The sequence below is a fragment of the Nocardia sp. NPDC050799 genome (assembly GCF_040654015.1).
GTDB lineage: Bacteria > Actinomycetota > Actinomycetes > Mycobacteriales > Mycobacteriaceae > Nocardia.
The window spans coordinates 186,179-202,471 of record NZ_JBFAHF010000007.1; the positions used below are offsets into that span (position 1 = coordinate 186,179).

Consider the following 16,293-nt stretch of genomic DNA (forward strand, 5'->3'; position numbering starts at 1 on the left):
CTGTACAAAATACGGCGACCGGACACCAGAAATTGTACATTCCGGTGCCCGGTCGCCACAGTCGTCAAGGATCAGAAAACCCGCAGCTTGCCCGGATCCCACAACCCGTTGCGGGTCTCGGTCCCCGTCGCCAGCTGCGCCGGTACCGCGTCGTAGTACTGGTCGTAGCGTTCCAGCGTGCCCCAGTCCCGGCCCCAGTCATTCTTCAGATAAGTGGGGATCGTGGTCGACTTCGCCAGCATCTGGGAGAACCCGAGCGGACCACCGAACTCCTGGGCCTGCCAGGTGTTGGTGGAGCTCACCGCGAGCGGGCGGTCCGGCAGGATGCGGAACCCCGGTACCTCGGCGACCCCGTTCACGTGCCGGAACGGGCGCTGGCACGGGAACTGCAGGCCGACCGCCCAGTCGAGCAGGATCGGCTGCTGCGAGCCGAGGTAGTCGTTGGCGGATTCCAGTTTCGGCACCCGCGGCGGGGTGAACGCCAGCCACTGGTCGCCGATCAGGATCGGATCGTTGGCGACGACCCGGACGGCGTCGGCCTCGGGGGCGATCTCGTCCAGCGGCACCCGCAGATTGCGCCAGGACGGGAAGGGGCCGATATCGCGCGGCAGGTAGGTACCGAGGTGGGTGACCGAACCATCCGGCTGCCGTTTGCCGTAATCGACGGTCAGCGACTGGCCATACTGCATGGCACCGGTGTCGTCGTAGGACAGGATGCGCCCGGCCGCGGTAATGACCACCAGCGGATGGTCGGGTGAGCGTTCGGGCAGTTCGTACCAGCTCGACGAGACGAACGCGGGCTGCTGCACACCCTCCTGGTAGCTGCCCAGGATGGGGGTGGCGGCGGGGTCCAGGCCGAAGGGCAGGGCCACGGTGCTGCCGTTCACACCCTGCGCGCCCTGACCGCCGCCGGTACCGGCGTTCTGGCCCTCGGCGAACGCGGCGCCCACCGATTGATTGGAGGTGTTGCCGGTACCCGGTTTCACCTCGACCGCGTCAGCGGACAAATCGTCGGGAACGCCGTTGGGAGCGAAGCCGACCGGGTCGACCCCGGCCAGCGGATCGTTCGGGTTGGTGGGCGGATGCGCCGGGTCGATGATCGGATTCAGCCGCCCGGCGTTCGCGTTCGATTCGACCAGGACATCGTTGGCCAGACCGCAGCTCTGCCCGGCCAGCGCGTCGATATTGCCGCGGGCCAGCGAATACCCCGGGTACTGCGAGTAGGCGCCCTTGGCCAGGGAGAGCACCTCGAACAGCACCATGGCCGCAGCCACCAGCGTGAGCGGGATCGCCGCGAACTTACGAACCCGGCGGCCGCGGGCGGTGCGGGTGGAGTTCGGTGGTTTGGCGTAACCCTCCCGCAGGGTGTGCCAGCCGACGAGCAGCAGGGCCGCCGCGAACAGCACCAGCATCACGGTGTTGGAGGAGATACCGGCCAGCACCACCCGCTTGTCGAACCAGGGCACCCCGTAACTGGACACGTACCAGTAGCCGTTGATGCCGGAGAACGCCAGCGCCAGCGTGAACAGCAACCCGGCCAGGAAGATCGCCCGGTTCTTGCGCGCCCGCAACGCCGAGGCCGAGACCGCGACGGCGGTCACCGCGGCCAGCGAACCCGCGATACCGGCGTAGGCGCCGAAGTGGTGGGTCCACTTGGTCGGGTTGAACATCATGAAGAAGATCGTCCCGAACACCACACCCATCAATCGCCAGGTCGGTGCGGCGGCGACACCCGGCACCCGGCGCCGGCGCAGCAGCACCAGCATGGTGGTGAACAGGCACAGCAGCATGACCAGGAAGGCGAAGCGGCGCGACAGCGACCCGTCGACGGTCTCGACGAACAGGTAGTAGTACCGCAGGTAGTCCTCGTACCAGGCCAGGTTCGGTCCGGCCAGCTGCCGGACCCGGTTCGCCTCCTGGATACCGGCGAAGGTCTGGTCGCCGTAGACCACGGTGAGCACCAGGAACCCGGCCGCGGCCAGCGGCGCCAGCAGCGCGACCGTGCCGTGCTCCCGGTGCCGGCGCACGATGACGCGGGTGATGGGCCGGATACCGGCCAGCAGCGCGGCCACACACATCAGGCCGGTCGGCGCGGCGGCGAGCGTGAACGCCGCGACCACCACCGCCACCGCGGCCGGTAGCAACCGGGAGGTCGCGATGGCTCGCTCGATGGAGACCCAGGTGAGCAGTGCGCCGAGGGCGACGATGGGCTCCGACCGCAGACCGTTGTCGTAGGGCAGCCAGAACGCCAGGAAGACCAGACCGCCGGTCCACAGTGGGACGCTGCCGAACCAGGCGCGCCCCCGCGCGCCGCGTAGGCCGTTGCCGAGCCGCGGCACCACCTCGCGACTGATCACCATCCAGCACAGGATTCCGCACCCCAGCGCGGGCAGGCGCACCCACGGGCTGGCCGTGGAGACCTCGGCGAACAGCTGGATCACGTAGTAGTACCAGCCGAACGGCGCCTCGGGCACGCCGTACCAGCGGAAGTAGTTGGCCATATAGCCCGCGTCCGGCGCCACCCGGACCATGCTCAGGATGTAGCCGTCATCGGAGGTGTTGGCGCCGAGGAAGTGCCAGATCAGCAGCGTGCCGACGACGCCGCCGTCGGCGAGGGTGGGCTTCAGCCAGTGCGCCGGCAGGAAACGCCGGTGGCCGCGCCCGTCACTGGTGTCCAGTCGCGCCAAGGCCACCAGCGACAGCACCGTGCACAGCACCGCGGCCACGATCGCGGCGAGTTTGATCCAAGTGGGGCTGGAGCTGAACCGGGTGTCGATCGTGGACTCCAGGCTCAGCCCGGCCGGGATACCGCCGGTCATATCGGTGAACACACCGACCATCTGCGGACGCAGATCACCGGCCAGCCGGCCCGCGTTGGGCTCGCCGGTCTCGGTGGTGAGCCCGACGAAGGCCGCGCTGGTGGCCTCGATGTCGGAACGGATGGTGATGGCCGAGCAGTTGGCCATCTCCGCCCGGTCGGCGCTCGCCACGACCGCGTTACGGTCCACCACGTCCACCGAGGTCTCCGAAACCCGGACGAACAGCGCCTCCAGCGCCGCGCGGTCACCTTGCGGGGGTGCGGTGGCCAGCAGCATGCCGCCCTGTGGAGGCAGCTGGTTCACCGCCGCGCACGGAATGGTCGCGGTGAGGTCGATCGGCACCTGCGACATGAGCGGCGCCTGCACATTGGCCAGACTGTCGTGCTGCGGCCAGCTCAGCGTCGCCGTGGTCTGGGTGACGGGCAGAAAGGGCGTCGCGATCGCGAACAGCGCCCCCAGCACACCGGTGATGATCGCGACGAGACGCGCGATCCGGAAATCCTTCGACGCGACCTTCGGCTCCGGCTCCGGTGGCGTCTTCGTCAATACTGCGGTGGCGACTTCTGGCACGCTGGCATGCTACTTGGGCACGCCGCGCGAGGCCCGGTGGTGCCCCGGCGCGTACTCGATCCGAACGAAAACACACAGGGCATCCGGGGCATACAAACCACCCGAGTGGGGTAAAGACGGGCGGCTGGCACAATCTGCCGGGAAACACCCCCTTAAGCGTGGGGTCCAGCGGCGGTAATGGAAAGGTAGGGGCATGACCAAGGTGAATCTCGAGACGAACTACGGAACCATCGGCCTCCAGCTGGACGAGGCGAAGGCGCCGGACACCGTCCGTAACTTCGTCGAATACGTCAAGTCGGGACATTACGACGGCACGATCTTCCATCGCGTTATCCCGGGCTTCATGATCCAGGGCGGTGGTTTCGACGGCCAGATGCAGCAGAAGCCCACGCAGGCGCCCATCCAGAACGAGGCGGCCAACGGCCTCAAGAACAAGAAGTACACGGTCGCCATGGCGCGTACCAACGATCCACACTCGGCGACCGCGCAGTTCTTCATCAACGTCGCCGACAACGAGTTCCTCAACCACACCCAGCCGGCGGGCCAGGGCTGGGGCTACGCCGTCTTCGGCGAGGTCACCGACGGCACCGACGTGGTCGACAAGATCGCCGGCGTGTCCACCTCGTCGCAGGGCATGCACCAGGACGTCCCGGTGGACAACGTGGTCATCGAATCCGCGGCCATCACCGGCTGATCAGAATCGGTATGTGACGGGTCGGGTTGTTCCATCGGAACAACCCGGACCGGAACCGGCTACAGCGGCAGCAGGTGATGTTTACGCGGGTTGCGGATCACGGTCTTGTCCCGCAGCAGATGGAGCGCCCGCCGTAGTTCCAGCCGGGTCTGGGCCGGTTCGATCACCGAGTCGATGAATCCGCGTTCGGCCGCCACCCACGGCGTGGCCATGGTGGCGTTGTAGAAGTCGATCATCTGCTGGCGTACGGCCGCTTTCTGCTCCTCGGGCGCGGCCGCGATCTGTGCCGCCCCGATGAGACCGACCGCGCTCTCCGCACCCATCACCGCGATCCGAGCGGTGGGCCAGGCCAAATTGATATCGGCGCCCAGCTGTTTGGAGCCCATCACCGCGTAGCCGCCGCCGTAGGACTTGCGGATCACCACGGTCACCTTCGGCACGGTGGCCTCCACAAAGGCGAACAGGAACCGGCCGCCGCGTTTGATCACGCCGACCTTCTCCTGTTCCACGCCGGGCAGGAAGCCCGGGGTGTCGACCACGAAGACCAGCGGGATCTCGTAGGCGTCGCAGAGCCGGACGAAATGCGAGGCCTTGTCCGAGGCCCGGGCGTCGAGGGCGCCCGCGTAGACCATCGGCTGGTTGGCCACCACGCCGACGCTGCGGCCGTCCACCCGGGCGAATCCGGTGATGATATTGCGACCGGCTTCGGCGCCGTATTCGTGGAAGTGGCCGTCGTCGAAGATACGCAGCAGCACCTCGTGCATGTCGTAACCGGAATTATCCGAATCCGGCACCAGCGAGTTCAGTTCCCGGTCCGAATCGGTGATCTCCGGTTCGAGGCCGGGGTTCACGATCGGCGGCTTCTCCTGGCAGCTGGTCGGCATGTACGACAGGTATTCCCGAACCCATTCGAAAGCCGCCTGCTCGTCCTTGGCGACATGATGGATATTGCCGTACTGGGCCTGGCTGTGCGCCCCGCCCAGCTCTTCCAGGCTCACGTCCTCACCGGTGACCTCACGGATCACCTTGGGACCGGTGACGAACATGTACGCCGCCTCGGTGGCGACCACGACATCGGTATTGATCGGCGAGTACACCGCGCCACCGGCACATTTGCCGAGGATCAGCGAAATGGTCGGCACCATTCCCGACAGCAGCTCCTGCCGGGTCGCCAGCTCGGCATACCAGGCCAGCGAGGACACCGCCTCCTGCACCCGGGCACCGCCGGAGTCGTTGATACCGACCAGCGGGCAACCCACCTTGGCCGCGTACTCCATCACCGCGGCCACCTTGCGGCCGAACATCTCGCCGACCGAACCGCCGTACACGGTTTGGTCGTGCGAGAACACCGCGACCGGGCGGCCGTCGACCAGGCCGTGGCCGGTGACCACACCGTCGCCGTAGAGCGCGTCCGGATCACCCGGGCGCCGGACCAGAGCACCGATCTCCACGAACGAACCCGGATCGAGCAACATCTTGATCCGGTCACGAGCGCTGGGGATCCCCTTGCGCGCCCGTTTCGCGACAGCGGCCTCCCCCGCCGGTTCCTGCGCCAGCTCCAGCCGCTTACGCAGATCGGCGAGTTTCTCGGCAGTCGTGCTCACTAGCTCCCTTTCCCGGCCGCGCTCGAGGTGATCCGGTCGAGTTTAGCGGTCAGGTCCGTACCAATTCGGCCGATCCTCGGTTCATCGATGATCTGGAGGTGGTCACCGGGGATGTGCACGATCTCCAGGTTGGGCAGGTACTCGTCCCAGCCGCCGTTGGGCAGTCGGTCGGCGTAGCGGGGTTCGAGTTCGATCGCGCCGTCGTGGTAACGGTCGGCCAGATAGAGCACCACATCGCCCTCGTAGTGCGTCGGCTGAACCCGCTGCAGCGCGCGGTTCTCGATCCACGAGGTCTTCTGGTGTTCGAGCACTCCACCCGGGATCTTCGCCCCGGTCATCTTGATCAGGTCGGTGATCATCTTGAACTGCTCCTCCTCGGAGGAGTCGGCCAGTTCCCGGAGCTGGTCGTCGTCGAGCTCACCGGCGACATTGAAGGTCTTCTTGGCGAACGCCTGGTAGCGCCGCATGCGCTCCAACCGCTCCTGCGGGCTGTTGTCCTCCGGCTCGGCGGGGATGGCGAGGTCGATCAGGCCCACCAGGCGCACATCGGCGCCCTCGGCACGCAGGATCTGCGCCACCGCCATCGCCAGGACCGCGCCCAGCGACCAGCCGTAGAGAACGTAGGGTCCCTCGCCCTGCAGCTTGCGCAGTTCGGGTACGTACTCCCGGGCCCGTTCCTCGATCGCACCGTCGACCCGCTCGAAGCCGTACATCGGCGTCCCCTCGGGCAGCCGCTTCAGCAAGGGCTCGTAGACCAGGGTGTTCCCGCCGGCGGGATGGAAGACGAACACCGGGACCGCATTGGAATTCTCGCCTCGCGCCCGGATGGGGCGGACGAAACCGTCGACATCGGCACCGCTTTCCTGCAGGGTGCGAACCACATCTGCGAGCTGTTCGATGGTCTCCGAATCCAACACATCGTCGAGGGTGACCTCAGCGCCGACCCGCTCGGTGAGCCGGGCGGCGAGCTTCTCGGCGGTGTCCTCGTCCAGGATCGGCAGGGTGTTGAAAATCCCTCCGGCCGATTCGCCGGTGATGGTGGCCCAGGCCGCGTAGGTGAGGCGTTCGGCACCGTCACGTGGCGGAACGTTGTCCTGGTCCGACCCTGCGGCCCCGCCCCCGAACAGCGCGGCGCCCGCGGCCGGTTCAGCCTTCGGCGCGGCGGGAGACGCCGGGGCAGCCGGCGCCGGCTCGCTCGCTGCCGGCGCTTTCGCTGCGGCGCCCGTCCCCTGGTTCAGCGCGGCGACCGGGTCCTCCCCGGCCTCCATCGCGGCCTTGGCGGCGGTCACGAAGTCGTCGTCCACGCTCAGCGCGCCCGATTCCCCGCCGGCCTGCTGGTCGGCCAGCGCCTGGACCTCGTCGCGGTGCTCGATCGCGTAGCGGAGCACCTTGCCGACCTCGTGCAGGCTGGCGTCCCGAACCGCGGAGACCTGCAGCTGCGGGATATCGAATTCGTATTCGACGCGGTTCTTGATCCGCATGGCCATCAGGGAGTCCAGCCCGAGTTCCATGAGCGGGATCTCCATCGGCAGATCCTCGACCGCGTAACCCATGGATTCGGCGACGATCAGCGCCAGCCGCTCCTCGACCGTCTGGCCGCTGTCCGGAATCCAGCGGTCGCCGAAACCGGAGGTGTCGACGACCTCGACGACCTCGGGTTCGGTGCGCACGGGCGCGGCCGGGGTCGGTTCGGCAGGCACCGGCAGCGCGGCACCCGAGGTGACCACCGCGTCGAACAGCAGCCGGAACTGCGCACCGTCGCGGGCATGGACCTGGATGGACGCGCCACCCGGATGCGGGGTCAGCGTCGTGACGAGCGTGCCGGTGGCGGGCAGCGGCGCGTGCGCGATACTGGCGCCCGGGTTCACGTCCGCGAGTACCTGCGTCGCGGCCGAACGCACCAGCGTGGGCAGATCGTCGACCGATGCGGCCCGGACCTCCCAGACGTGCCGGCCGTCCGGCAGCGCGACCGACGCGCCCGGTACCCGGGCGTTCCCACCGGCCGAGAAACCGCTTATCTTGGGCCAGTACGGTTTCCGTACGAACGCGGTACGCGGGATATCGGCGTACGGTCCGGCCGATACCAGTGAACCCAGGTCCACAGCATGGCCGTGTACGTACAGCTGCGCCAGCGCGGCGATGACACCGGCCGATTCGTCTTCCTTGCGCTTGAGCGTGGGAATCAGCTGCGCGTCAGGGAGCCCGGCGGCGAAGGTGGTGCCCAGCACCTGCATCAGCGCCACCGAGTTCGGCGCCAGCTCCAGGAACGTGGTGATCCCGGAATCGACCGCGAGTCGCACCGCGTTGGTGAAGTACACGCTGTGCCGCATGTTCTTCACCCAGTAGTCCTCGGTGTGCACCGGGTCGTGGCCGGGCACGTAGTACTGCTCCTTGTCGACCGTGGAGTACAGGCCGACCTTCAATCTCGTAGGCTCGATCCCGGCCAGTTCGGCGGCCAGTTCGCCCAGCAACGGGTCCATCTGGGAGGTGTGCCCCGCGCCCTTCGTCTGCAGGACGCGGGCGAACTTACCCGCTTCCTCCACCCGGCCGACGATCGCCGAGACCTGGTCGACCGGGCCACCGATCACCGTATTGGTCGGCGCGGCGTACACCGCGACCTCGACATCGGGGAATTCCGGCAGCAGTGCGGCGACCTCGTCGGCGCTCATCTCGACCAGTGCCATATTGCGCACATCGGCGTCGGAGAGCATCTGCTCACCCTCGCCCATCAACCGCGACCGCGCGCAGATGACGCGCACCGCGTCCTCCAGCGGCAGCCCGCCGGAGATGTAGGCGCCGGCCACCTCACCCATCGAGTGCCCGACCACGGCGGCGGGTTCCGCGCCGTGCGCCCGCAGCAGCGCGGCCAGACCGAGCTGGATGGTGAAGATACCGACCTGGGAGGTGCCCACGTCGTAGTCCTGGCCGTCGTCGAGGATCATCTCGCGCACCGAGTACCCGGCCTCGTCCTGCACGAGTTCGTCGACCTCGTCGACGGTGCGCCGGAAGATCGCGTTCTCCTGGTAGAGCTGTTTGCCCATCTTCCGGTGCTGGGCGCCGAACCCGGCCATCACCCACATGGGTCCCTGCGCGGCCGGAGCATCGGCGGTGAAAACGCCCGGGCCGGGTTTACCGGCGGCGATCGCCCGCAGGCCGGCCACGGCCGCGGCGTGGTCCTTCGCCAGCACCACACCGCGGGAGCGCCAGTGACTGCGCCGAGCCAGCGACCGGGCCACGTCCACCAGCGGAGTCCGCTGTCCCGCTTCGGTTTCCAGCCAGTCGGCCAGATCCGCGGCGGCGCTACGGCGGCGTGAGGGCAGATAGGCGGATACGGCCAGGATCACCGGCAACGGCTCGGCGCGGTCGGCCGACCACTCGGGCTCGGGAGCGGCGTCGGCGGCGACCGCCGCGGCCTCGGCGACCACATCGGTGCTCGCCACGTCCAGCGTGTCGCTGTCCGCGTCCGGTACGAAGGGCTCGGAGACCTCGACCGGCGCGGCGGGCACGTACTCCTGCACCACCACGTGCGCGTTGGTTCCGCCGAAACCGAAACCGGAGATACCGACCGTGGCGGTGCCGCTGTAGCGCGGGAACGGGGTCGGCTCGTCGACGACCTTCAACCGGGCCTGCTCGAACGGGATGTAGGGGTTCGGGCCCGCGTAGTTGATGGTGGCGGGCAGCACATCGTGCTGGAACGCCAGGAGTACCTTCGCCAAGCTCGCCGCGCCCGCGCCGGATTCCAGATGGCCGAAATTGGTTTTCGCCGAACCCAGCAGCACGGGTGCGTCGGCGGCGCGACCGGCACCGACCACCTGGCCCAGCGCCTGGGCCTCGAGCGGGTCGCCGACCAGGGTGCCGGTGCCGTGGGCCTCGATGTAGTCGACGGTGGAGGGCACGATACCGGCGTCACGGTAGGCGCGGCGCAGTACATCGGCCTGGGCGTCGGGGTTCGGCGCGAGAAGCCCGTTGGACCGGCCGTCGCTGTTCACCGCGGAACCCTTGACCACCGCGAGGATGTTGTCGCCGTCGCGTTCGGCGTCGGCGAGCCGTTTGAGCACTACCAGCCCGGCACCCTCGGAGCGGACCATCCCGTCCGCGTCGGAAGAGAAGGCCTTGATCCGACCGTCCTTCGCCACCGCGCCGATCTTGTCGAAACCGAGCGTGGCCATCGGCATGAGCAGCATGTTCACCCCGCCGGCCAGCGCGACGTCGGCGTCACCGGCGCGCAGCGCCTGCACAGCCTGGTGCACCGCGACCAGGGTCGAGGAGCAAGCGGTATCCACCGCGACCGAAGGACCGCGGAAATCGTAGAAGTAGGAAACGCGGTTGGCGATGATGCTGCTGGCACTGCCGGTGATCTTGTAGGCCTCCGCCGAAGCCGGGACGTTCGGATCGGTCTCCCCCAGACTCATCGCGGCGACCAACTGGAAGTCGGTGGTGGATGTACCGATATACACACCGACCGACTCACCGCGCAGGTCACTGGCCGGGATCCGGGCGTGCTCGAGCGCCTCCCAGGTGAGTTCCATGATGAGCCGCTGCTGCGGGTCGATCCGCTCGACCTCCACCGGCGACATGGCGAAGAACTCGGCGTCGAATCCGGTGACGACGTCCTGGTCCAGATAGCCGCCGCGAGTATTGCCCTCGGCCACGGCCTGCGCCAGCTGCGGTTCGCTCAGGAACTCCGCCCACCGGCCCTCGGGCAGATCGCGAATGGCGTCACCGCCGTTGATCAGGAATTCCCAAGTCGACTCCGGGGTGTCGCCCGCGCCGGGCAGCCGGGTCGAGAGGCCCACGATGGCGATATCGTGCGCGTCTCCCGGTGCGTACCCGGCGGTGTAGAACTGGTCGTCGGTGGCCTCGGCGGTGATCTCCGGCGGACCGTTGACGATGACATCGGCCAGCGAGGCGATGGTCGGGTGCTGGTACACCACGGTCGCGTTCAACACCACACCGGTGAGTTCCTCGATCTCACCACCCAGCGCGAGCGCGTCCCGGGAAGCCAGCCCGAACTCTTCCATCGGACGGTCCACCGTGATCCTGTCGACCGACTGCCCGGTGGCCTCGGCGACCCAGCGCCGCAACCATTCCCGCAGCTCGGCAACCGTGAGATCGGTGCCCGGCGTGGTAACGCCCGCCGAGGACGCGTCGCCGGCTCCGGCGGCGCGGCCCTCCTCGGTGGAAAGGTTCTCGGTCGTCTCCGGCGACATGCCCTCGTTCTCAGCCATCAGTCCTCAAGCTACCTGTCTTTACGCGGTGCCCGGCAGCAGCCTTGCATCGCTGTGGTGGATGGGCGCTTCGCTCACTCGAGGCCGCGACCCGACTCGTTGTCGGCCTATTCCTCGGGCGCGTCCGGGAACGCCTGCTGGGTGTAACCGCCCCGCAGGGTGCCCTCGACATACGCGGCCTTGCAGGCCCGCCGGGCGATCTTGCCGCTGGACGTACGCGGGATGGAACCCGCCGGTACCAGAAGCAGGTCCCGCACCGTCACACCGTGGCGCTGGGAGATCGAGGCACGTACCGCGTCGGCGATCGGCAGCGGATCCGCCTTACCCGCGCCCGGACCGCGCTCGGCCACGATCACCAGCTGCTCGGAGGCGTCGTCGGCGTCGAAATTCAGACCCGAATGGCTGCCCTGGGCGAACACCTCGGCCGGCAGCTGGTTGGCCGGTACCGAGAACGCCGCGACGAACCCGGGCCGCAGCGCATTGCTGGCCTCCTGCGCGGAGAACTCCAGGTCCTGCGGGTAGTGATTACGCCCGTCCACGATCACCAGGTCCTTGACCCGGCCGGTGATGTAGAGCTCGCCGTCGAAGTACACGCCGTAATCGCCGGTCCGCATCCAGTGCGCGTCGGGCGTGGTGCCCGCGGCGTGGCTGCCCTCGGCCAGCGGGGTGACGATCTTGTTCTGAAAAGTCGCCGCGGTCTCGGCCGCCCGGCCCCAGTACCCGATGCCCATGTTGTTGCCGTGCAGCCAGATCTCGCCCACGTGGCCGTCCGGCTGCTCCCGGGCGTCACCTTCGACCGATTCCGGATCGACGATCACCGCCCACTGGGATTTCGCCACATAGCCGCAGCTCACCTGCGCGATCGCGTTTTCGGTGCCCTGCTCGACCCGCACCATGCGCCCGGCATTGAGCTCAATGCGGTCCACATAGGTGACCTTGGCCTCGTCCTCGGCCTTGGTCGCCGAGACGAACAGGGTGGCCTCGGCCATGCCGTAGCACGGTTTGATGGCCGTCTTCGGCAGCCCGTAGGGCGCGAACGCGTCGTTGAACTTCTTCATCGACGAGGTGGTCACCGGTTCGCTGCCGTTGATCAGGCCGATCACATTGGACAGGTCCAGCGATTCACCGTTCTTGGGCAGACCGCGCACGGCAGCGTGCTCGAAGGCGAAGTTCGGGGCGGCGGCGAAGGTGCCCGCACCGTCGGAGGCGGCGGCCAGTTCCTTGATCCACCGGTACGGCCGCCGCACGAACGACGCCGGCGACATGATGGTGATGAACTTGCCGCCCACGGCCGGCAGGATCACCGTCAGCAGACCCATATCGTGGAACAGCGGCAGCCAGGTGACGCCGCGGGAGTTCCAGTCGAGGTTGATGGCGTCGACCATCTGCAGCAGGTTGGTGCCCACGGCGCGGTGGGTGATCTCCACACCGGCGGGGGTCCGGGTGGAACCCGAGGTGTACTGCAGGTAGGCGATATCGTCCACCGCGATATCGGGGCGCGCCCAGCTGTCACCGACACTGTCCGGAATCGCGTCCACGGCGATGATGCGCGGCCGCTGCGCGGCGGGCAGCCCCCGGAAGAACTGGCGCACGCCGGCCGCCGCCGAACCGGCGGTGAGAATGGCCGACGGTTTACAGTCACCCAGTACCGCGTGTAGCCGGTCGGTATGACCCGGTTCGTCCGGATCGAACAGCGGCACCGCGATCGTGCCCGCGTAGATGGCGGCAAAGAATGAGATCACATAGTCGAGCCCCTGCGGCGCGAGGACCGCCACTCGGTCACCGGGACTGGTGACCTGCTGCAGGCGACCGGCCACCGCGCGCAGCCGGACCCCGAATTGTTGCCACGTCAGCTCGTGTACCTCGCCATCGCGCTCGCGCGAGTAGTCGATGTAGCGGTACGCCAAGGTGTTCGCGTCGTTACGGGTGTGCTTCTCGACGTGGTCGACCAGGGTGCGATCATCGGGAATGGTGATGTTCCCGTTCTCGTCCAGGTAGTCGTCGAAAGTCTCGTCCATTCCTTCTCCTCCGAGGCGCACGCGGCAACGGCACGATTACCGTTATTCACTGTGTGGCCCCGACTCGCTTTCGCCGCGGGTGCTCTCCATTCGAGAACCGACCCTGCGGGTTCTGGGTGCGGTCTGCGCGGTGACCGCTATCGGCTAGATGTTCTCAAACCAGAGACATGTTACAGAGACGAGCTTCTCACTCCTCCCGGAGCAAGGGAATCACCGGCGCGAATGCGTCCATCTGGGTAGGGAATATCCCCACATAGGACATACCGGTGAGCTGCCGCACACGGCGCATCTGGTCGGCGATCTCCTCGAACGTGCCGATCGCCACATACGGCGAACTCAAGATCTCCTCGACCGAGAGCTTCACGTCGACTTCCAGGTCGGGATGCAACCCACGCTCGATGGCCGACAGCGCCATCTCGGCGGTCTTCTCCCGGTCGTCGGTGATGACGATGGCGGTGATCGCCCAGTTCAGCTCGATCTGCTCGAACCGGTCCCCGGCGGCCTCCTTGATCAGGTTCACCTTCTCGATGGTCTTGTCGAGGGTGATCCCCGAGAGCAGACCTTTACCGTTCGGCGTGGTGACCGGAACGATCGAGATGATGTCGGCGTGCTTCGCGGCGAGTTTCAGCATCCGGGGACCGCCGCCTCCGGTACACAGCGGCGGCCGCGGGCCCTGCCGCGGCCGTGGGGTCCCTTTGACACCGTGCACCTGGTAGTACTTGCCCTCGAAGGTGCACTCCTGACCGCGCAGCAGCGTATCGAGAATGGTCAGGGTTTCGTCGAGCTTGGCCAGTCGCACCCCGGGCCGGTCGTAGTCCAGCCCGGCGGCCTCGAACTCGTCGGCCTTCCAGCCGGCCCCGATCCCCACCTCGAGCCGGCCCTTCGACAGCACATCGATGGTGGCCAGATCCTTGGCCAGCACCACGGGGTGCCGAAAACCGTTGGCCAGCACCGAGGTACCGAGGCGGATCCGGTCGGTGGCCTGGGTGAGCGCACCCAGGGCCGCGATCGGGCCGATCTGGTCACCGAGATGATCGGGCACCACGAAGGTGTCGTAGCCGTACTCCTCGGCCTGCTGCGCCGTCTGGATGAACTTGCGGGCGCCGCCCTCCTGCTTGTTTCCCTCACCCGCGGCCGCGAAGCGGAACTTACGCAGCGGGGTGCCCAGCGCGCTCAACTCATCCACCGGTGCGGCGGCTTCTGTCATGAACTCATGCTCCTGGATATCGGAAGTCTGCGCATCCCGTGCCGGCGCAGGGCCCGGGATGCGCGATCACCAGCGCACTTTACAGCCTGCCAGGCAGCGGGGAACACGCTGACTGCGGTGAATTGTCACAAGACGGCCGCCACGGCGGCGTCTGCCCCGTATCCGCGGATCACGAGTGCGGCGGAGACGGCGCGCTGCCGACCAGACCGACCGCCCAGTCGGCCGCCCACTGGGTGGCCGTCGTGCCGTCCGGGTCAACCACGAAGTTGTGGTAGAGGCTGTGTACCGGGTTGCCCACGGCTTGCGCGAGGGTCCCGATACTGCCGAGAATATTGGCCGGACTCAGCGCGTTGCGGGGCGCGTCGCAGATCAGGTCGCCGGGCGCGCAGATCGTGTACACCCGGTCGGCCAATTCACCGAAACCCTCCGTGCGGACGCCGGTCATGGTGATCCCGGGAACGGTCAACCCGGCCAGCGCCACCTCCGCGCCGACCCCGGGCGGCGGGGTGCCGACCTGGATCGGCTGACCGTCACCGGTCTCACCGGACCGCCGCCCGTCGGCGATCAGGGCGACCCCGAGCACCCGGTCCGCGGGTACCGGACCGTTGCCCTTGCCGATCTGTTCGGCGATATCACCGACGATCACCGCGCCCTGCGAGAACCCGGCCAGCACATAGGTGGTGAGCGGGCACTCCTGGTGACGCTGGGTCAGGAAATCGTAGGTCCGCCGGCTGCCCTCGGTGCGACTGGCGTTGTAGGAGGCCTGACCGTCCGGCGGAATAGCGATCGGATTGGAGAACTGCGCGATGTAGGGGACGGTGTACACGTCGACCCGGCCCTCCGGGAACTGTTCCCGGACCGGGTTGCTCACATTGAGCATGAGCGAAGCCGGGTTGGCCGTCGGGTTGTACGGATCGTCGGTGCTGTTGGACTCCCAGGTGCCCGGCACCGAGATCATCTGCACATCCGGGCAGCTCGCGGGCTGACTGGTCGGCTCCCCGGGCCCCGGCTCGGGACCCGGGCCCGGCCCGGGTTCCCGCAGGCAGCCGGCCAGCAGATACCAGAGCAGGATCACGATGACGAGCCCGACGACTCCCACCGCGAGCAATGTCAGACAACCCTTCGGCCGGGACCGCCGGGACCCGGTACGTCCTCTACTCATCGGCTATCACTGGCAGTAGTGCGCTTTGGCGGTGCTGATGTAGATCTGACCCGCCTGCTCCACCGGCATCTTCGCGGGATCGAACGACGGATCCGAACCGGCCATCGCGTTCACGAACGTCGCCATATCGGCATCGGAGGTCCCGGCGGCCACACCCTGGCAGACGTAGTTGCCGATACTCAGCGCGATATCCGGGGAGGACGGGGTGACACCCTGCTTGGCCAGCTCGTCGACGAAGGTCTGCTCCTTCGCGCCGAGATGTCCGGTGTCGGTTTCCTGCGGCGGCACCGGGGCGGGACGCTCCGGCTCCTCGGCCGGCGCCTCGGGTGCGGCCGGCTGCTCGGGCGCGGGCGTTTCGCCCTCCGGTGCCGGGGCCGGGGCCTGGCTCTCGCTCGCGGGTGCGGGGGCCGCACTCGCGGACGTCGTGCCGGCCGAAGTCGACAGCGTCGGGGTGCCGGTCGCGGTCGAGTCGTCGTTGCCGCAGCCGGCGAGCAGTCCGGCGGCCGCCACCGCCGCCACCACTCCGAGCAGTGGGCCTCGGGTCCGATACATACATTCCATCCTGTGTTCCGGCGCACGGATGCGCGCGGGTTCACGGCCGCTCTAGTCGGGGCCGCCGAACCACTGGGTTGACGGTGGGTGTGCGTCCCGGCCCGGCGGGTTGGCCCGGGCCGCGACCCCCGAGGGTAGTAGCTGTGTTTTCTGCGCGCTGGCGCGCGGGGGTTGAGGCCCCCTTGGTCTCGCCGTTTCGGCCTCGGGACTCGAGACTCGCTCATGCGCTTTCGAGGCCGAAACGGCGAGACGGGCCTCCACCCTTCGAGGTGTCTCGTAAAACTCGACGCATGCAGGTTGCGTTGGCATTCGATGTTCAGGTCGGCATGCGGACCCCTGCGAACAGGGGCCGCTGCCGCCTGCTCGGCCAAGGGGCGGCGCTGTAGTGGGGGGCGTGAGGCGCTAAAGACCATGGACGCCGGACACCTCTGGACAGGCG

Annotated in this window: 8 protein-coding genes; 1 reads left to right on the forward strand and 7 read right to left on the reverse strand. The window is 68.0% G+C overall.

Going from position 1 to position 16,293, the window contains the following annotated elements:
• Positions 1 to 71 precede the first annotated feature (71 nt).
• Positions 72 to 3,365: an arabinosyltransferase domain-containing protein gene (locus AB0H42_RS10250; protein ID WP_357052862.1), complete on the reverse strand. Its 3,294-nt coding sequence runs from the start codon at positions 3,363 to 3,365 to the stop codon at positions 72 to 74.
• Between the two features lie 217 nt (positions 3,366 to 3,582).
• On the opposite strand from AB0H42_RS10250, the gene AB0H42_RS10255 reads away from it, so the two are divergent.
• Complete coding sequence (locus AB0H42_RS10255; protein ID WP_357052716.1) at positions 3,583 to 4,083, forward strand: peptidylprolyl isomerase; 501 nt, start codon at positions 3,583 to 3,585, stop codon at positions 4,081 to 4,083.
• A gap of 59 nt (positions 4,084 to 4,142) precedes the next feature.
• Here AB0H42_RS10255 and AB0H42_RS10260 read toward each other — a convergent pair whose 3' ends face one another.
• The 6 genes from AB0H42_RS10260 to AB0H42_RS10285 all read right to left on the reverse strand — a co-directional run bounded on the left by AB0H42_RS10260 (position 4,143) and on the right by AB0H42_RS10285 (position 15,854).
• The gene (locus tag AB0H42_RS10260; protein ID WP_357052719.1) at positions 4,143 to 5,687 is read right to left on the reverse strand and encodes an acyl-CoA carboxylase subunit beta; all 1,545 of its coding nucleotides are present in this window, start codon (positions 5,685 to 5,687) and stop codon (positions 4,143 to 4,145) included.
• Positions 5,687 to 10,915 carry a polyketide synthase Pks13 gene (gene pks13, locus AB0H42_RS10265; protein WP_357052722.1) on the reverse strand — a complete coding sequence of 1,743 codons (5,229 nt, stop codon included), beginning with the start codon at positions 10,913 to 10,915 and terminating at the stop codon, positions 5,687 to 5,689. The genes AB0H42_RS10260 and pks13 overlap by 1 nt, the downstream gene beginning before the upstream one ends.
• A gap of 107 nt (positions 10,916 to 11,022) precedes the next feature.
• On the reverse strand, positions 11,023 to 12,933 hold the full coding sequence (gene fadD32, locus AB0H42_RS10270) for a long-chain-fatty-acid--AMP ligase FadD32 (RefSeq protein WP_357052725.1): 1,911 nt from the start codon (positions 12,931 to 12,933) through the stop codon (positions 11,023 to 11,025).
• Between the two features lie 187 nt (positions 12,934 to 13,120).
• Positions 13,121 to 14,140, reverse strand: a complete 1,020-nt coding sequence (locus AB0H42_RS10275) for an LLM class F420-dependent oxidoreductase (RefSeq protein WP_357052728.1) — start codon at positions 14,138 to 14,140, stop codon at positions 13,121 to 13,123.
• A gap of 169 nt (positions 14,141 to 14,309) precedes the next feature.
• Positions 14,310 to 15,302, reverse strand: a complete 993-nt coding sequence (locus AB0H42_RS10280; RefSeq protein WP_357052731.1) for a cutinase family protein — start codon at positions 15,300 to 15,302, stop codon at positions 14,310 to 14,312.
• 6 nt (positions 15,303 to 15,308) lie between these two features.
• Positions 15,309 to 15,854, reverse strand: coding sequence for a DUF732 domain-containing protein (locus tag AB0H42_RS10285; protein WP_357052734.1), 546 nt, complete (start codon positions 15,852 to 15,854; stop codon positions 15,309 to 15,311).
• Between the last annotated feature and the right edge of the window lie 439 nt (positions 15,855 to 16,293).